This window comes from Geothrix limicola, from assembly GCF_030268085.1.
Classification (GTDB): domain Bacteria; phylum Acidobacteriota; class Holophagae; order Holophagales; family Holophagaceae; genus Geothrix; species Geothrix limicola.
In genome coordinates this window covers 44,354-60,565 of the sequence record NZ_BSDE01000007.1, presented here as the reverse complement: position 1 = coordinate 60,565, position 16,212 = coordinate 44,354, and the positions used below count along the sequence as shown (strand labels likewise).

At 65.5% G+C, this 16,212-nt stretch carries 17 protein-coding genes; 3 read left to right on the top strand and 14 right to left on the bottom strand.

Annotated elements, in window-relative coordinates; all coding sequences use genetic code 11:
- The first annotated feature begins 105 nt into the window (after positions 1 to 105).
- A complete protein-coding gene (locus QSJ34_RS15670; protein ID WP_285577007.1) occupies positions 106 to 1,440 on the top strand; it encodes an anaerobic C4-dicarboxylate transporter in 1,335 nt (444 codons plus the stop codon).
- A 176-nt stretch (positions 1,441 to 1,616) separates the two neighbouring features.
- On the opposite strand, the gene QSJ34_RS15665 is transcribed toward QSJ34_RS15670, so the two are convergent.
- From QSJ34_RS15665 to QSJ34_RS15655, 3 genes are read right to left on the bottom strand one after another with little or no spacing between them, the layout of a single operon-like run.
- On the bottom strand, positions 1,617 to 2,168 hold the full coding sequence (locus QSJ34_RS15665; protein ID WP_285577005.1) for a hypothetical protein: 552 nt from the start codon (positions 2,166 to 2,168) through the stop codon (positions 1,617 to 1,619).
- Positions 2,135 to 2,926, bottom strand: coding sequence for a nucleoside triphosphate pyrophosphohydrolase (gene mazG, locus QSJ34_RS15660; RefSeq protein WP_285577003.1), 792 nt, complete (start codon positions 2,924 to 2,926; stop codon positions 2,135 to 2,137). The genes QSJ34_RS15665 and mazG overlap by 34 nt, the downstream gene beginning before the upstream one ends.
- Positions 2,927 to 2,957: 31 nt before the next feature.
- Positions 2,958 to 4,892: a L,D-transpeptidase family protein gene (locus QSJ34_RS15655; protein WP_285577001.1), complete on the bottom strand. Its 1,935-nt coding sequence runs from the start codon at positions 4,890 to 4,892 to the stop codon at positions 2,958 to 2,960.
- A gap of 112 nt (positions 4,893 to 5,004) precedes the next feature.
- Between QSJ34_RS15655 and QSJ34_RS15650 the strand changes: the two genes are divergently transcribed.
- Complete coding sequence (locus QSJ34_RS15650) at positions 5,005 to 5,496, top strand: GAF domain-containing protein (protein WP_285576999.1); 492 nt, start codon at positions 5,005 to 5,007, stop codon at positions 5,494 to 5,496.
- 53 nt (positions 5,497 to 5,549) lie between these two features.
- The gene (locus QSJ34_RS15645) at positions 5,550 to 5,921 is read left to right on the top strand and encodes a diacylglycerol kinase (RefSeq protein WP_285576997.1); all 372 of its coding nucleotides are present in this window, start codon (positions 5,550 to 5,552) and stop codon (positions 5,919 to 5,921) included.
- Here the strand turns inward: QSJ34_RS15645 and QSJ34_RS15640 are convergent.
- From QSJ34_RS15640 to QSJ34_RS15590, 11 genes are all read right to left on the bottom strand, one after another.
- Positions 5,899 to 6,804, bottom strand: a complete 906-nt coding sequence (locus tag QSJ34_RS15640; RefSeq protein WP_285576995.1) for a phosphatase PAP2 family protein — start codon at positions 6,802 to 6,804, stop codon at positions 5,899 to 5,901. The two genes, QSJ34_RS15645 and QSJ34_RS15640, sit on opposite strands and share 23 nt — an antisense overlap.
- 96 nt (positions 6,805 to 6,900) lie before the next feature.
- Positions 6,901 to 8,847 carry an aconitase family protein gene (locus QSJ34_RS15635; protein WP_285576994.1) on the bottom strand — a complete coding sequence of 649 codons (1,947 nt, stop codon included), beginning with the start codon at positions 8,845 to 8,847 and terminating at the stop codon, positions 6,901 to 6,903.
- 45 nt (positions 8,848 to 8,892) lie between these two features.
- The gene (locus QSJ34_RS15630; RefSeq protein WP_285576993.1) at positions 8,893 to 9,798 is read right to left on the bottom strand and encodes an energy transducer TonB; all 906 of its coding nucleotides are present in this window, start codon (positions 9,796 to 9,798) and stop codon (positions 8,893 to 8,895) included.
- A gap of 30 nt (positions 9,799 to 9,828) precedes the next feature.
- Positions 9,829 to 10,893, bottom strand: coding sequence for an aspartyl protease family protein (locus QSJ34_RS15625; protein ID WP_285576991.1), 1,065 nt, complete (start codon positions 10,891 to 10,893; stop codon positions 9,829 to 9,831).
- A gap of 196 nt (positions 10,894 to 11,089) precedes the next feature.
- Positions 11,090 to 11,437 carry a DUF1292 domain-containing protein gene (locus QSJ34_RS15620; RefSeq protein WP_285576989.1) on the bottom strand — a complete coding sequence of 116 codons (348 nt, stop codon included), beginning with the start codon at positions 11,435 to 11,437 and terminating at the stop codon, positions 11,090 to 11,092.
- A gap of 74 nt (positions 11,438 to 11,511) precedes the next feature.
- Complete coding sequence (gene flgA, locus QSJ34_RS15615) at positions 11,512 to 12,189, bottom strand: flagellar basal body P-ring formation chaperone FlgA (RefSeq protein WP_285576987.1); 678 nt, start codon at positions 12,187 to 12,189, stop codon at positions 11,512 to 11,514.
- 4 nt (positions 12,190 to 12,193) lie between these two features.
- On the bottom strand, positions 12,194 to 12,982 hold the full coding sequence (gene flgG / locus QSJ34_RS15610; RefSeq protein WP_285576985.1) for a flagellar basal-body rod protein FlgG: 789 nt from the start codon (positions 12,980 to 12,982) through the stop codon (positions 12,194 to 12,196).
- A 36-nt stretch (positions 12,983 to 13,018) separates the two neighbouring features.
- Positions 13,019 to 13,762: a flagellar hook-basal body protein gene (locus QSJ34_RS15605; protein ID WP_285576982.1), complete on the bottom strand. Its 744-nt coding sequence runs from the start codon at positions 13,760 to 13,762 to the stop codon at positions 13,019 to 13,021.
- 186 nt (positions 13,763 to 13,948) lie between these two features.
- Positions 13,949 to 14,152 carry a cold-shock protein gene (locus QSJ34_RS15600; protein WP_285576980.1) on the bottom strand — a complete coding sequence of 68 codons (204 nt, stop codon included), beginning with the start codon at positions 14,150 to 14,152 and terminating at the stop codon, positions 13,949 to 13,951.
- A gap of 183 nt (positions 14,153 to 14,335) precedes the next feature.
- Positions 14,336 to 15,262 carry a diiron oxygenase gene (locus tag QSJ34_RS15595; protein WP_285576977.1) on the bottom strand — a complete coding sequence of 309 codons (927 nt, stop codon included), beginning with the start codon at positions 15,260 to 15,262 and terminating at the stop codon, positions 14,336 to 14,338.
- Between the two features lie 118 nt (positions 15,263 to 15,380).
- A complete protein-coding gene (locus QSJ34_RS15590) occupies positions 15,381 to 16,052 on the bottom strand; it encodes a C40 family peptidase (RefSeq protein ID WP_285576976.1) in 672 nt (223 codons plus the stop codon).
- Positions 16,053 to 16,212: the final 160 nt, after the last annotated feature.

Genomic DNA, 16,212 nt, shown 5'->3' with positions numbered 1-16,212 from the left:
AATCACCATCTGCCACCGATATTTAACGACCTACCCATCTGCTACTATTTCGCCCAACGTGAACCGCGCGGTCTGACCACCCAATCCCACCCAGGAGAAACAGACATGTCGCCTGCTCTGATGTTCTGGATTCAATTCGTCCTCGTGCTGGGCGCCATCCTCATCGGCATCCGCAAGGGCGGCGTGGCCCTGGGCCTCATCGGCGGTCTGGGCGTGGCCGTGCTGGTGCTGGGTTTCCGCGTGGCGCCCGGGACGCCGCCCATCGACGTGATGCTCATCATCCTCGCGGTGGTGACGGCTTCGGCCACGTTGCAGGTGGCAGGAGGTCTCGACTACCTGGTGCAACTCACGGAGCGCGTGCTTCGGGCCAATCCGAAATACGTGACCATCCTGGCGCCCCTGTCCACCTTCCTGCTCACGGTCTGCGTGGGCACGGGGCATGCAGTCTACGCGCTGCTGCCGGTCATTTCCGACGTGGCCCTGAAGACGCGCATCCGCCCCGAGCGGCCCATGGCGATATCGAGCGTGGCTTCGCAGATGGGCATCACGGCCAGCCCCGTGGCCGCCGCCGTCACCACCTTCCTGGCTATGGCCGCCAAGAACGGCCATCCGGTGGGCCTCTTCGACATCATCCGCGTCACCATGCCCGCGGGCCTCATCGGCGTGCTGGCCGCCGCGGCCTGGAGCTACAACCGCGGCAAAGAGCTGGACCAGGACCCCGAATTCCTCGAGCGCATGAAGGATCCCGAATTCGCCAAGGCCCTGGATGCCAACGTCACGACGCTGGACAAGGTGATTCCCTTCTCGGCCAAGCTGTCCGTGGGTCTCTTCTTCGCGGGCGTCATCAGCATCGTCATCATCGCCCTGAAACCAGCCCTGCTGCCCCTCGTGGCCGGCAAGCCCGTGCCCATGACCACCGTCGTGCAAATCATCATGCTGGCCTTCGGATCGTTCATCCTCTTCGCCACCAAGGTGAAGGCCGCCGAGATCGCCCGATCCAGCGTGTTCATCGCGGGCATGATCGCCGTGGTATCGATCTTCGGCATCGCGTGGATGAGCGAGACCTTCATCAAGGCCAACGAGGGCTACCTCATCGCCAACATCAAGGCCATGGTGCAGGTGGCGCCCTGGACCTTTGCCATCGCCATGTTCTGCGTCTCGGCCTTCGTGAAGAGCCAGGCAGCCACGCTCACCATCATGCTGCCCTTCGGCTACGCCCTGGGCCTGCCCACACCCCTGCTGCTGGGCCTCATTCCCGCCAGCTACGCCTACTTCTTCTTCGCCTTCTATCCCAGCGACTTGGCCGCCATCAACATGGATCGCACCGGCACCACGCGCATCGGCAAGTACCTCCTCAACCATAGCTTCATGATCCCCGGCCTCATCGGCGTGGGCGTCTCCACTGTGGTCGCCTTCGGATTGTCGAAGCTGTTCGCCTGAGGCTTTGAAGCAGCGCCCTGGCTCAACGATGGAAAGGAATCTCTAAAGCGGAGGAGAACGGAGGGGCTGAGGAAAGCAGAGAACTGAAAACGGCCTGATGCCTTTTGCTTTTTCTCCGCTCTCCTCCGCTTCTCCGCGAACCTCCGCTTATTCAATTCTTTTTTTTAAGCGTCCATTCACTTCGGGCGGATGGGTGAAGATCCTGCCATGGGGGGTGGTAATCCGATCCCCTGACCTTGTTTTTCCCTCACTTTTTCCATCAGCGTTTTGGCCGCCTTCCCCCGCAATCGGATCATCCGTCCACCCGCACCCAGACGGAATTCGGCCGGGCTGAGGAAGGCCCACCAGGAATCCTTCGGCTCTTTTTCCAGCAGCACCTCGCTCCAAGGAATGGAGGCTGGCCCCAGCCAGAAGAGCGGCTGAAACGGGAAGGGCTGTTTGAGGTGCAGGCAGCGCCGCCCGAACTTGATGGACATGGGGCAGTGGCCCCGGAAGGCGCCGAACTCGACCTGCTGCCAGCCCGCATTCTGCTCGATGACATCGTTGGGGTCGGCAGGCCAGTCCCGGTACATGGCGAAGGTCCCCATGAAGTGGTTCGTGATCCAGGTCGTCGCCAGAAAAACCACGGGAATGAAAAGCAGCAACCAGACAAGTGGCGGGGCCGCGGGGCGAGACAATAGCATCAGCATCGCCATCACGCCTTCCCCTTTCGCTTCGCCGCCTGCCAAGCCTCTTCCATCTGATCGAGGTCGCGTTGCTCCCAGCCGCCTGCGGCCCTGGCATCGTCTTCCACAGAGGCGAAACGGCCCTTGAAGCGGATCATCTGACGCCGCAAGGCAGCGTCAGGATCCACGCCCTTCTTACGGGCCCACTGCATGAGACTGAACAGCACGTCGCCGAATTCCTCTTCCACACGCACGGGATCGGATTCGGCCTGCAGTTCGCCCACCTCCTCCTTCACCTTGTCGAGGACGCCCTCCAGATCAGGCCATTCGAAGCCCACCTTGGCACAGCGGCGGCCGATCTCCAGCGCCTCATCCATGGGCGACAGCGAGGCGGGAATGCCATCCAGCAGGCGCGGCTCATGATCCGCGGCCTGGCCCTTCTCCTCGCGCTTGATGGCGGCCCAGTTGGTGAGCACCTCGTCGGCGCCCTCCACATCCACCTCCGCGAACACGTGGGGATGCCGCCGCACGAGCTTCTGGACGATGGCGCGCTCCACGTCGTGGATGTCCCAGGCCCCGCGATCCGCCGCCAACTGGGCGTGGAAGGCGACCTGCAGCCAAAGGTCTCCCAGCTCCTCGCACAGATGGGCCTCGGTGGCCGGATCTCCGGGTCGGAGCGCCGCCAGGGCCTCCAGCACCTCGGCCGCCTCCTCGCGGAGGTAGCGGGCCAGGCTTTGGTGGTCCTGCTTCAAATCCCAGGGGCAGCCCGTCTCCGGCTTGCGGAGCGCGGCCATGACAGCGCGGAGGGTCGTCGGTTCCATCCTTCGAGGGTACCGCGAACCGGGGCCTGGTTCAGACCGGAAGCGCCTCGAGGATGGCTTTCGCCAGCTCCGTGAGCGAAGGGTCGCGCGCGCCCATGAGCAGGATGAGGTCTCCCGCTTTCGCTTCGGCCGCCAGCCGCTGCACGAGCCATCCCCGTGACGGCGCATGCTCAGCGGCCACTCCACGGGCCACGAGATCGCCCACCACCTCCGCGCTGCTGATGTCCCTGGCAGCCGTGCCGCCGGCATAGAAGACATCGAGGAACCACAGGCGATCCCGTGGGTCGAGCTCGTCCGAAAAGGCCGCCACGAAATCGCTCCGGAGGAACTTCAGGGGGCCGAAGCCATGGGGCTGGAAGACCGCCAGCACGCGCCCTCCCGAGGCCCGCACCCGCAGGTGGGCGGTGCGGATGGAGGCCGCCACCTTGGCGGGGTTGTGGCCGAAATCGTCCACCACGGTGACGCCCCCGCACGTGCCCAGCACCTGGAAGCGCCGCGCCACGCCCTGGAACGCGGAGAGCGGCCCCGCCATGGCTTCTAGCTGCACCCCCAGGGCCCGGCAGGCCGCCAGGGCGGCCAGGGCGTTTTCCACGTTGTGCCGCCCGGGCACGGGCAGCCGGAAGGAGGTGCTGCCCACGCGGAAGGTGGAACCGTCGGCATCCAGCACCACCTCTTCGGCCCGCAGGTCGGCCTCGGGCCCAAATCCGAAGACCGTGGCGCCCGTCGCGAATTCACGCATGTTTTCCGCGTCGCCCACCACGAGGGCTTCCCGCACCTGGGGTTGGAAGCGACGGAACATGTCCGCCACCACGTCCATTTCCTTGTGGTCCCGCTGCAGGTTCAGCAGCACGCCCACCGCGGGGTGGTAGCGCACCACGGAGCCGTCGCTTTCGTCGGCCTCGATGACCAGCAGGTCGGAGGCTCCCGCCCAGGCATTGCCCCAGAGCCCCTCCCCCTGCAGCGCCGCCAGGTCGCCGCCCGTGATCACGGAGGGATCGCGGCCCGCGCCGCGGAGGATCTCGAAGATCATGGCCACCGTCGTGGATTTGCCGCTGGTGCCAGTCACCGCCACGGTGCGGTACCGCGCCACCAGGTGAGCCAGCAGCTCGGAACGATGGAGGACGGGCATCCCCAGGCGCCGCGCCGCCACCACGTCCGGCACATCCTCTTCCACCGCCGTAGACACCACCAGCGCGGCGCAATCGCCCTCCAGTCCCGAGCCATCCTGCGGGAACAGCCGCACGCCCAGGGCCTCCAGCTGGGCCCTGGAGCCGGTCCGCTGGCCGCGATCGAAGCTGCGGTCGCTGCCGCTGGCCCGGCCTCCTTTCATCGCGACGAACTGGGCCAGGGCGCTCATGCCGCTGCCGCCCACACCGGCGAAATGGAGACGGCCCAGCCCCAAGCCATCGCCCTCCGTCCCTTCGGCGATGAGCAGGGGATCGCCCTCGGCGAGGCGGTCGAACAGGTCGAGCACATCCGCGTTGGACAGCCGCACGCAGCCATGGGATACCGGCGATCCCAGCCGGGCCTCCTGGTTGGTGCCGTGCAGGTAGATGAACCGCTCCAGCGAATCCCGCCCCGGGCCCCGGTTCCAGCCCTCTTCAAGGCCGTCGAGGGTGAGCACGCGGGTAAGGATCAGGTCCTCGTCGCGCGTCTCGCCCCGCCAGACGTCCCCGGTGGCCACACGGTTGCGGAAGACGCTCCCCGTCTCGGCCCCCGCGCCGATGCGCGCGTGGATGCGGTGCCAGCCCGTGGGCGTGCGGTACGAACCCTCCTCGCAACCCAGGCCGTTCTTCGCCGTGGAGACCACCGCCTCGAAGGTCAGGCGGCCCTTTTCCATGAGGCCCAGCCGCTGACGGGCCACGTCCACCACGAGGACCCGGGGGGCTGATCCCGGCGCGCCGGGGCGGGTCGAGGCCGCCAGGATCAGGGCCCTGTAACGCGCGGCGTGGACGGGATCGGACATGCGGACCTCGGGACTGACCATCCCTCCATTCTGAGGGCCCCGGCGGACCTCCCGCACTCGAATCTGGCGCCCCGGATTTGATTCAAAAGCTCCGGCAGCCGATGGGAGAACCATGTCCGTCCGCGCGTCTCTCCAAAGCCATCTCAGCGATTTCCAAGGCCACAAGCTCGATTGGCCCCAATTCCTGGCCCGCCTCACGGAACTGCTCGCCCGGGAACTGACCTGTGACCGCGTCAGCGTGTGGAGGCTCTCCCCATCCCGTGACCAGCTGGTCTGCGAGAACCTCTACCTGGCGGGCCCGCGGCTGCACCGGCAGGGCGAGGCCCTGGCCAGATCCCGGTTCCCGAACTACTTCTGGTGCCTGGAGGAATCCCGGGTCATCGTGGCCCCTGAGGCGCGCACCCACCCTGGGACGAGCTGCCTACATGAGGACTACCTCGCACCCGGGGACATCCACAGCCTGCTGGATTCGGCCATCCTGCGCAAAGGCGCGGTCGAGGGCCTGCTGCGCTGCGAGCAGGTCGGCCAGTCTCGGCCCTGGTCGCCCTCGGACCTCCTGACGGTCCGCATGGCCACCATCCTGGTGGGCTCGGCCCGGCTCTGATGGCGGCGGGAGAAAGCTCCGATGGCACAATGGGGCTTCCCGCCAAGGTCTGCATGAAGAACCAGCCGTTCCACAAGCGTCTCTCCTACAGCCTGCAGGGCATCCGCAGCGCCTGGAAGCAGGAGGCCAGTTTCCGCACCCAGGCCTGGATGGCGCTGGGTGTGGTTGCCGTGCTCATCGCCCTGCGCCCCCCGGCCATCTGGTGGGCGCTGCTCCTGATGAACTGCGGCCTGGTGCTCGCCGCGGAGCTGTTCAACACGGCCCTGGAGCAGACCCTCGACCACCTGCATCCCGAGATCCATCCCGCCATCAAGGTTGCGAAGGACTGCGCCGCCGGAGCCGTGCTGGTCTTCAGCTTCAGCGCCGTGGGCACCTTCCTCGCGTTCCTCTGGTCGATGGTCGTCAGAACTTCATCGCCAGGCTGAAGCCGTAGCCGCCGGGCTGGACCACGGGCGAGAAGCTGAAGGACACTTTCGAGTTCGCCTTCGCGCGCAGGGACTGGTTGTACGAGACCACGGACTTGCCGACGAAGGTGCCGATCAACCCGCCGGCCACCACGTCGGACATGAAGTGCTGGCGCTGCTCCACCCGGGCCAGGCCCACCAGGCCCGCGAGCCCGTAGGAGAGGCAGGAGACCCAGGGTCGGTCGGCATGTTCGGAAATCACCGAAGCCAACGCGAAGGCCTGGGTGGTATGTCCGGATGGAAAGGATTGGCTGCCCTTGAAGGGATGGAAGTCATGGGCGCCCAGGCCCGCCGAGGGCCGGGACCGCCCCGTGGCGACCTTCAGCGGGATGGCGATCAGGATCTGCGCGAGCCCCATCGTCGCCATGGTGTCGATGCCCGTGGCGCGGATCTCCGGATCCTTGAAGACGACGCCGGCGAGATAGGTTCCGCCCGCGATCAGCACGCTGGGCGCGCCGCCGAGGTTCTGCACGGCCTTGGCCACGCGGTCCGACGAGGCGTTGGCATGATTGGTCACATAGGTCGCCGTCGAGCGATCGAGGGTCACGGCCGTGCCCGCCACCAGCGCCACACCGGCGCCGGCCATCAGCCAGTCGGACCGATCCCAGCGCGCGGGGGCCGTGATGAGGTGCCCCGCGTCATCCAGCACCAGGCGGGGCAGGTTCGAGAAACGATCCGGATCGGAGGGGCTGTCCATCACCAGCGGCCCTATCACCAGAGACTTCGACACCGATTCGACGGGCCGAGGCTCCGGGTTTGCCGGGGCGGGCGCGGCATCTTCCGCGAACATCCAAACCGATGACAGGGCCAGGGTGCAGATGCTGAGGCGTCGCATGTCGGGCATGGTCTCCACGAAAGCTGGGGAACCGACCAGTCGTGATCGACCCAATCCCTTTACCTTAGCGGGTCCGGGTCCAACGGCACCCAACCTTTCCGGGGTCTAGGCGGACACGATCCGTCCCGCCAGGGCGCTGGCGGCCACGGTGGCGGGGCTGGCCAGCCACATCTGGCCGGGGCCGCTGCGGCCCGGGAAGTTCCGGTTGATGGCGCTGATGGTCACCTGGTCGGGCCGGGTGGACACGCCGGGCCCCGCGTTGATACAGGCCCCGCAGGAGCTGCCCAGCACGATGGCACCCACGGCCTCGAAGGCGGCGATCCAGCCCTCGGCCACCGCATGGCGTCGCACATCCTCGCTGCCGCACTGCACGAAGAACTGCACGCCATCGGGCACCCGGCGCCCCTCGGCCGCGGCGGGTCGGATCACCTCGAAGGCCCGGCGCAGGTCTTCGCGCTTTCCCCCCGTGCAGCTGCCCAGGTAGGCGATGTGGATGGGCACGGCCTCGCGAAGATCCGACAGCGCCACGCCGTTTCCGGGGTCGCCCGGACGCGCCAGCATGGGCCCCAGGGTTCCGCAGTCCAGGTCCAGGGTCTGTGCGTACTCCGCCCCCTCGTCTCCGCGCATCCAGGGTTCCAGCGCAAGGTCCACCCCGCGGCGTTCCCGGATGAACCGCAGAGTCTCGGCATCCGGCGCGATGAGGCCCGTGAAGCCGCCGATTTCCGCGGCCATATTGGTCAGCGTCGCGCGCTCATCCGTATCGAGATCCAGAAGACCTTCGCCCTGGTATTCGACGACGTGGCCGAGGGCGCCCCCCTCGCGGAGGAGGGGCTGGGCCAGCAGGTGGAGGACAACGTCCTTGGCGGACACACCAGCCCTCAGCCGTCCGCGCAGGCGCACACGCAGGGTGGGCGGGGCCGTGACGCGCACGTCCCCCGTCACCCAGGCGCAGGCGATGTCCGTGGTGCCGACACCAAAGGCGAGGCAACCCAAGGCCCCGGCGTGTGGCGTGTGGGAATCCGTGCCCACCACAACCTGGCCCGGACAGGCATAGCGCTCGGCCATGAGCGCGTGGCAGATGCCTTCGCTGCCCGAGGCGTCGTCCAGTTCGCCGTGGAGCCGGATGCCATGCCTCGCGCAGAAGGCCTCCTGCGCGGGCTTGAGGCGCTCGGCCACCGTCAGCAGGCCCATGTCGCGATGCTCGGAACGCATGCTGTGCGACAGGAACGTGAGGTGATCCCGGAAGGCGAGGATGCTGCCGGGATCGTGCAGAACGGCCTCGGGACCCAGCGCCTTTTCCAGGAAGCGGGCGGCCATGGGCGTCACGTATTCGTGGCTGAAGCGCCAGTCTGCTTTCACGAACAGGCCGTCCCCGGGCCGCACCGACGACAGGCCCACCTGCCCTGCCGCCGCGTCCACCACCGCGTGGCGTGCCAGCAACTTCTCGGCGTAGGTCATGGGGCGCGACGCGCGAGATGGCACGGGCGGCACCACCTCGCCCTTCATCCGCGCGGCGTTGTAGGCGAAGAGCCCGCCGCGGCGCACGATCTCGGCCGTGACGGAATCCAGCCCGTCGAGGAATTCGGCCAGTGGAATGGCGTCGCCCCGTCGGATCTGCCGGATCAATCCGAAATCCGTGCTCGTGAGGAGCCCCAGGTTCTGGCAGTTCTGGCGGTAGATGCGCTCGAAGCTTTCCGCGATCACCAGGCGGATGCCCGCGCACTGCTCCGCGTAGGGGCTGGCTTCGCGGCTGCTCCCCTTGCCCCGGCGCTTGCCCGCCACGCTGATGGCGAATCCCCCGGCGCGCACCGAGCCTTCCTTTAGCGGAAACGCCTCGCCACACTTCAGACCCAGGTAGGGGAAGTCGCCCAGCTTCTCGTCGTAGTGGTAGCAGATGAAGGCCGGTGTGATCTCGTCCGTGCTGATCTGATCGCGCAGGGGCAGCGCCGCCTCCAAATCCAGATCCTCACCCCCGAGCTGGCGCCGGACCTGCGCCGGATCCTCTGACAGGAAGAGGATTCGGCCTTCGAAGCGGAGTGAGTCTGGCAGCATCCTTCCAGCTTAAGGCACGAGCGGGCTCCGGCACCGGCCCCAGGGTCACTTCAACGTGAAGCGGATGCCGACCTCGAAGGTAGCCCCGACCTTTTCACCTTGGTAGACGGGCGGAACGAAATGCCAGCGGGGGAATACCTTCAGGGTGGCCGCGACCAGGAGGGGATGCCCCTCGATCACGGTCCACTTGACCGGAGTGCCCTTCGTATCGATGGTGACCCTAAGGATCACCACGCCTGAAATGTGCTCAGACACGGCCTCCGCGGGATATTCGGGAGGAATGTAGTCATGCACATCGCGGAAGTTCACGGCGACCTTGAGTTCTTCGTCGCCGCGCGCGGAGTGGATCCAGGTGGACCCCCGGCCTTGGCCAAGCCCCGCGCCCAGGCCGTTTCCGGTCTCGTTCCCCAAACCACTCCCGATTCCATTCCCATGTCCGGGATTGATGGAGGGCAGCAGGCCGGGCTGGAGGTGCAGAAGTTCCAGCGGCCGCTCCGAAGAAGGCTCGAGGGGAATCATGGGCTCGGGAATGTCTTCTCGAGGATCAATGTGCGTGGACAGGGCGGCCAGATCGACCGGGACATTCACGGCGTGGGATTTGGGCTGATCCAGGGGCATTCCTCCACCGCTGGAGAGAGGGCCTGCCGGTAGCCCATCCCCCCCCTCATCCAAGAGGAGTTCAATGGTTTTCGAGTGGTCTTGCAAAGCCCGAAGTTGATATTCCTGGCTCAGCACAGAGAGATAAACGGAACCCGCTGACAGCAGGAGTATGGCCGCACAAGACAGCGACAAAGACAGGGGGCGATTCGGTGGAGCGGCCGCCTTCAGGATGGGATGGACCTGCAGTCCAGGCGGAAGCTCACCACGCGTCTCTTCGACCACGACATGTGGTAAACGGGCATTCCAACGAGTAGTCATTGTTAAGCCTTGAATCTGGGTGTGATGCAGCACTGTAGCACGTCGAGCTGCCGGTGTCTCGAGTCAGTGGGTACCGCTTTCAGGCGACCTTCGCGTGAGGATCAGCTTGGCTGGAAGTCTTTCGTCGATGGTGTAGACGAAGAGCTTGAGGAAGCTCTGCCCCAGAAGCCCGTCGATGCCCACGTCTGAGGGACGCACCGCCGACGCCACCACGTCGCTGAGAGCCTGACCCGCCACGGACAGGCGCGGAATGCGACAGGCCAGGCCCGTGACCCTCATCCCGCCCACCACGGATAGGGAGGTCTCCTTGCCAAGCTGCTGCCCCTGCCCGATGGCCTTCAGGATCTCCTCGCTCACGATGGTATCCATGGCGCCGGTATCCACGATGAACCAGCAAGGCTCGTCCCCCGCCAGAGCCTCCACGATCACGAGGCCGTTGGGTTTCAGAGCCTGGCCCTCCATCACCCAGGTCGCCAGTTCCCGCCTGAATGCACGGGCTCGATCCACCAGCGCCTGAAGGCTGGAATCCCCCGGGTGCTCACGCAGCCCCTGCCGGGCCTCGGCCAGCACCCGGTTCAAGTCGAGAAAGAAGGCCACATCCTCACCCGACTTGGTGAAGGCCGAATAGGCTGCCAACCGGGCGTTCACGGCATCCTGGGTGCCCATGGCTTTCTTGCGTTCCTGATCGAGCGCCAGCTGCGTTCGTCTCACCAGATCGTTGTAGGCATCGATGAAGGGTCTTGCCGCCGTGGTCTCTTCATTGATCTGCCGGACGAGAGCGTTCCTCGCATCCACCTTTCGCTTGGTGGCTTCGTAACCCACGCCCGCGGGCTGCTGCTTGATTTCCAGATCCATGGCCCTGAGTTTCCCGCGCAGGTCCTCGATGGCCGCCAGCAGCTTGTCGAGCTTGGCGCGCTCTCTTTCGGTCTCCGCCTGAACGCTCAGGACGTGGGCGTTGTAGGCCTTGATGCCGGCGTTCGATCGCTCGATGGTCGCCTCGATCCGTTCGCCGCGGTAGAAGCGGTTCATGACCTGTTCGGCGGATGCGATGCGCGCCTCTAAATCACCCTGCGCCTGAATCCCGCGGCAGGCAGCCGCGGCGATCAGGACACTCAGGATCCAGCTCACACGGGGGTTTCGCACAGAGCCATGATGAAGTCTCGGCACCCGAGCGGCGAGCGGAACTTCCCTTCAGACCAGCGGGCATGCTGGCCTTGCACGCCCCTGTCCCATCGAATGGCCAGGGAGAAGGCCGATTCACCCCATCAACGAGGAAGGCCCCCGGATCCGGGGGCCTCCCTGCGAACCAGATGGAGCGTGTCCGTCAGTCCTTCTCTTCCTCGGCCTTGAGCTTGGCTTCCTGCTCGTCGAGGTGCTTCATGAGGCGCTCGGCCAGTTCTTCGTCTTCCAGGGGGGTGAACATGTCGTCCTTCACCTCGAAGATCTCCAGGCTCAGGCCCTCTTCGGGATCCGCGGTGCCTTCTTCCTGGGCCTGCAGCTCGGCCAGGGGCGCCAGGATGGCGAAGTTGCGGCCTTCGAACTCGAGCTCTTCCAGGATCGCGAACTCTTCCTTCTCGCCGTTCTCGTCTTCGAGTTCAACGACTTCGATTTCGAAGGAATCGTCGTGATCGTGGTTGCAGTTCGGTCCGTGTTCGTGACCTTCGTGAGCCATGGGCTCCTCCTTGCGCGAAGGACCAGAATACGGCCGAAAGCCTTTTCAGCCAAGGAAAGATCTGCAATCAGCCGCTACTGCAGCCGCGCCTCTCCGGGCCCCGTGACGATGGCGGTGATCTGCCGGCGGGCACCCGGTGCCTCCAGCCGCACCCGGTCGCCCAGGCCCGCCCGGCTGCGGGCCGTGGTGTCGATGGTCACGGTCAGGGCCTCGTGGCTGCCCGTCAGGCGCACCTTGTCGCCGGACTGGATCAGGGGGATGGCCTCCAGATCCGCGCGGGTGAGGATCTTGCCTGAAACGACGGCGCGCATGAGCCGCAGACCTTCGGGCACCTCGGTGAGCGCACCATCCGGGGGCACGCCCTCGAAGGGCACCGCCTCCACCTGCTCGGCGCTGAGTTCGGTCTGGCGGGCCAGGTCGCCCTTGGCGCGCAGCACCATGCCCACCCAGCTGCCCTCCAGATCGACCCGGGTCATGCCCACCCGCTCGCCATCCACCTTCAGGGCCACCACCACGAAGAAGCGTCCGATGGGCTCCCGCTTGCTCAGGTGGGTGGGCTCGAAGACGAGGTTTCCGGGCCTGGTCGTGGGAACGCGCGGAGGCTGGGCGACCTTGAAGGTGTGCTCGCCTCCGAATTTCTTGGCCTCGGCCTTGGCGAAGGCCAGGGCCGCTTCGGCCAGACGTTCGGCGGGAGCTTCTGGCGACTGGGCCTGGAGCAGAGCCGGGAGGAGGAACAGGGCAGCGGTGCGCATCGGACTACCGCTTGAGGTTGTTCACGAGGCTGAGCATGTTGTCCACGGTCTGGATGGTCTTCGAGTTTGCCTCGTAGGCTCGCTGGCCGATGATCATGTTCACCATCTCCTCGGCCACATCCACGTTGGAGACTTCGAGGGAGCCCTGGTTGATGGTGCCCAGACCATCGGTGCCTGGAACCCCATCGATGGCGTCGCCGCTGGCCAGGGTGGGCTGCATCAGGTTCCGGCCCAGCTGGTTCAATCCCGTGGGATTCACAAAATGGGTGATGGTGATCTGGCCCACGACCTGGGGCTGGGTCTGGCCCGTCTGGGTGACGCTCACGGTGCCGTCCGGCGCGACGGTCACGCTGAGGGTGTCCTGGGGGATGGTGATCTGGGGATCCATCAAGTAGCCCGAGGAATTCACGAGCGCCCCATTCTGATCCGTGGTGAAGCTGCCATCGCGGGTGTAGGCCAGGGTGCCATCGGGCGTGGTGACCTTGAAGAAGCCATCGCCTTCGATGGCCATGTCGAAACGGTTGCCCGTCTGCCTCAGGTTGCCCGTCGTGTACTGCCGCTGGAGGCTCTGCAGCTTGGCGCCGTGGCCCATCTGGATGCCCGAGGGGATCGTACTGTTATTGCTGGAGCTCGTGCCCGCCAGGTTGACGGTCTGATAGAGCAGATCCTGGAACTCGGCGCGGGCCTTCTTGTAGCCCGTGGTGTTCACGTTGGCCAGGTTGTTGGAAATCGTGTCCATGTTGAACTGCTGGACATTCATGCCCGCCGCGGCCGACCACATCGCACGCATCATGGGAACCTCCTGATCATTTCAGTGAAGACGTAGGAATCAGCGGCTGATGGCCACATCGTTGATGGAACGGGAATCCAGGTCGTTCGTGAGGGTGGAGGCCACCTTCAGGCTCATCTCGTAAAGCCGGTTGAGCCGGATCATCTCGACCATGGTCGAAGCACTATCGACGGCGCTCTGCTCCAGGTGCCCCTGGGTGACGGTGCTCTTCACCGGTGCCTCCGCCGCCCCCGTGGGATCGAAGCGCAGGGCGCCCGTGCGTTTCAAGGCGCCGGGCTTTTCGAAGGCCTTCAGATCCAGCTGGCCCACGGTCTGCTCTTTCTGCTGGACGGTGCCATCGCTCGCGATCGAAATGGTTCCGTTCTTCGGATCCAGCACGATCGGCTGGCCATTTTTGCCGACCACCGGACTGCCATCCATGGCCTGGAGCTGCCCGCCCAGCCCCATCTGCAGGCGGCCATCGCGCGTGACGCGGAGCCCGGCCGGGGTCTGAACGGTCAGGAAGGCATTGCCTTCGATGGCCACGTCGAGGGGCCGGCCCGTGGCGCGCAGATTACCCTGCTCGGTGACCACGCCGGTTTCCGCGAAGACCACCCCATCGTTGAGGTGGCCGGTCAGAGGCAGCTTCCTCCCGCTACCCTCGGCCTTGTTGAACACGGCGAAGAAGGGCTGGTCGGGCTTGTAGCCCACCGTGGCCGCATTCGCCAGGTTGTTGGCCACCACATCGAGCTGGAAGGCTCGCGCCTTCAAGCTGCCTGCAGCGACATAGTATCCAGGATCCATTGGGCACCTCTCGCCCAGCCAGCGACCGGGACAGAGGACCATCGCCAAAGGGATGCCAAAACAGAAATGGAGCACCCTGGAAAGAAGAACGGATGCCTGTACCCGGAAAAAGCTCGGGCCCGGCAAAGCCGGGCCCGAGCGCGGGGGTCCGGGGGTGTGCGCGAAGCGCGGAACCCCCGGAGAAGGTCAGATCTTGGTGACGTTAGTCGCCTGGGGGCCCTTCTGGCCCTGTCCCACGTTGAAGCTGACGCGCTGATTCTCATCCAGGGTACGGAAACCCGTGGTTTCGATCGCGGAGTGATGCACGAACAGGTCCGCACCACCCTCGTCGGGGGTGATGAATCCGAAACCCTTTTCGGCGTTGAACCACTTGACGGTGCCTTGAGCCATGATTTTTCCTGCTTTCTTCGTCCTGGATATGAATGCGATGTCCCTTCCAGGCGAGGCAGCAGCGCTTTTTTCTGCCCGCACAACAGACGGGCAACTCACAGTGTAGAGCCTTTCTCATATTTATTTTCAAAAAATCGACGTTTCACCGTAAATCCGTCCATTGAGGGCGCAAGTCATGGCGATTCAGTGGCCCGGACCCCGGTGCAGGATCAAGGTGAGGGCATCCTGCACCCGCGCCTGCTGATCCGGCGTCGTCACCGACAGGAAGAGTTCCTGGAAATTGGGATGGGAGACGCCGCTCTCGATGAAGCAGTGGCGCTTGGCCTTCAACAGTCCCTGCCGTACCTCCTGGCGTTCCACCGCCGTGAAGACCCGGCCCAGGTATCTCGAGGCGTTGACCACATCGTGGCCGACCTGCTGCTGAAGCAGCCCGTCCACCGCGACGAGCAGCCAGATCAAATCCTCCACGGCCGCATCCCGATCCGAGGCGCCCATGGACTTGAAGTGCGCCATGGCCTCCAGGTGATCCAGCTGGGCGTGCTGGGCCTCCTCCATCCAGTGGAAGCGGAAGATCTCCTTGGTGAGGGGATCCAGCTCATCCGAATGCCGCATGGCACTGAGGTAATGGTGCTGGGTGAGCCACTCGATGGCAGCCGTCAGCAGCAACACAGCCCCCCTGTGCCGGCTCAGAACGGTCTGGGCCACCTCCTGCTGACCCGCCAGCAGCTCCAGCTCGAAGCCAAGTTTGTTGTCGACCCGCCGCCGGATTTCCTGGAAGAGGTGCATGTGCTTGATTTCTTCCGACGCGAAGTTCGTGAGCGCCTCGAAGGCCCCAGCGGTCTCGTGGCTGGAATCCCGCGCCAGGGCCACCATCTCCGGGGCGATGAAGGCCTCGACGAATCCGAACAGGTGGGCGTAGGCCCCCATCTCGACGTGCGTCAGCTTCCGCTTCTCCTCCTCATCCAGGAAGGACAGGGAACTTCCGCCCGACAATCCGGCGGGCAGCCAGGGACGGCTGAGGTCGAAATCCTGATTCCCCAGCACATCCTTGATCTTCCAGTTCACCTTGTACGACCGTTCAAGGCAATCCACATAGGAATAGGTGGCCATGCGAACACCTCCTCATGCCCGATTCCTGCCGTGCCTCGCAGAGCAAGAAGCCGAATATGAGTCTCGTTCCCATGGTCGTCAACGGCGGGAGCCCACACAAGCGATGTGAGGCTCCGATCTAGAAGTAGCTCCGTGCCCCCACGAAGGCCTTCCGGTAGTAACGATCCGAAAGATCATCCTGCCGGATGCCCTGCCCGGATCGGGGTGCGTGGATGAAGGCGCCCTGCCCCAGGTACAGGCCCACGTGGCTGACTTTCCCGTGGCCCGAGGTAGCGAAGAAGACGAGATCGCCGGCCCGGGCCCCTTCCACATCCACGGGGCTGCCTGCGTCGAATTGGGCCTGCGAAGAACGCGGAAGACGCAAGCCGTTCAACCGGTACACGGCCCCCGTGAGGCCGCTGCAATCGAAGCCCTGCTCGGTGGTGCCGCCGAAGAGATAGGGCAGGCCCAGGTAGCCCCGGGCCGATTCCACCAGACTGGCCCTCAGGCCACGTTCCTCTGTGGGACGAATCCGGATGGGCCCCGGGGCCGCCGGCGCGGATCCATCTGGAGCCACCACCCAGAATGCTTCGATGATCCCTGCGGCCTTCAGGGCTTCGCCCTTGGTCCGCGCCTTTTCCTTGGTGGCGAAATCCCCGAAGCGCACACGGTAGAGACCATCCTCCGAGCCGTAGTACGCAGCCTCCAGGCCTTGGGCCTGCAGCGACTCTGCAAATCGCGCGGCGTTCTCAACCTTCGCAAAGGCGCCCGCCTGCAGCGTGTAGCCCAGGCGGGGGAGCGGCTTCGCCACACCCGCATGCACGGGTGGCCGCAGGGGCAGCGACCGCGGAGCCCGCGAGCAGGCCGATGCCAGCAGCAGCGCTCCCGCCACCGCAACAGAAGGTCTCGGTCTCCAGGCCATGGTGAGGAAATCCATGCTGGCAGCTTAGCGAATGAAGTCCTCTACGGCG

What these genes read in the sequence shown, in the direction of transcription:
- QSJ34_RS15640 (WP_285576995.1), bottom strand. Translation starts at nt 6,804, where the DNA reads ATGCCCGACATGCGACGCCTCAGCATCTGCACCCTGGCCCTGTCATCG.
- QSJ34_RS15600 (WP_285576980.1), bottom strand. Translation starts at nt 14,152, where the DNA reads ATGGCTCAAGGCACCGTCAAGTGGTTCAACGCCGAAAAGGGTTTCGGA.
- flgG (WP_285576985.1), bottom strand. Translation starts at nt 12,982, where the DNA reads ATGATGCGTGCGATGTGGTCGGCCGCGGCGGGCATGAATGTCCAGCAG.
- QSJ34_RS15650 (WP_285576999.1), top strand. Translation starts at nt 5,005, where the DNA reads ATGTCCGTCCGCGCGTCTCTCCAAAGCCATCTCAGCGATTTCCAAGGC.
- flgA (WP_285576987.1), bottom strand. Translation starts at nt 12,189, where the DNA reads ATGCGCACCGCTGCCCTGTTCCTCCTCCCGGCTCTGCTCCAGGCCCAG.
- mazG (WP_285577003.1), bottom strand. Translation starts at nt 2,926, where the DNA reads ATGGAACCGACGACCCTCCGCGCTGTCATGGCCGCGCTCCGCAAGCCG.
- QSJ34_RS15670 (WP_285577007.1), top strand. Translation starts at nt 106, where the DNA reads ATGTCGCCTGCTCTGATGTTCTGGATTCAATTCGTCCTCGTGCTGGGC.
- QSJ34_RS15635 (WP_285576994.1), bottom strand. Translation starts at nt 8,847, where the DNA reads ATGCTGCCAGACTCACTCCGCTTCGAAGGCCGAATCCTCTTCCTGTCA.
- QSJ34_RS15595 (WP_285576977.1), bottom strand. Translation starts at nt 15,262, where the DNA reads ATGGCCACCTATTCCTATGTGGATTGCCTTGAACGGTCGTACAAGGTG.
- QSJ34_RS15605 (WP_285576982.1), bottom strand. Translation starts at nt 13,762, where the DNA reads ATGGATCCTGGATACTATGTCGCTGCAGGCAGCTTGAAGGCGCGAGCC.
- QSJ34_RS15620 (WP_285576989.1), bottom strand. Translation starts at nt 11,437, where the DNA reads ATGGCTCACGAAGGTCACGAACACGGACCGAACTGCAACCACGATCAC.
- QSJ34_RS15645 (WP_285576997.1), top strand. Translation starts at nt 5,550, where the DNA reads ATGAAGAACCAGCCGTTCCACAAGCGTCTCTCCTACAGCCTGCAGGGC.
- QSJ34_RS15655 (WP_285577001.1), bottom strand. Translation starts at nt 4,892, where the DNA reads ATGTCCGATCCCGTCCACGCCGCGCGTTACAGGGCCCTGATCCTGGCG.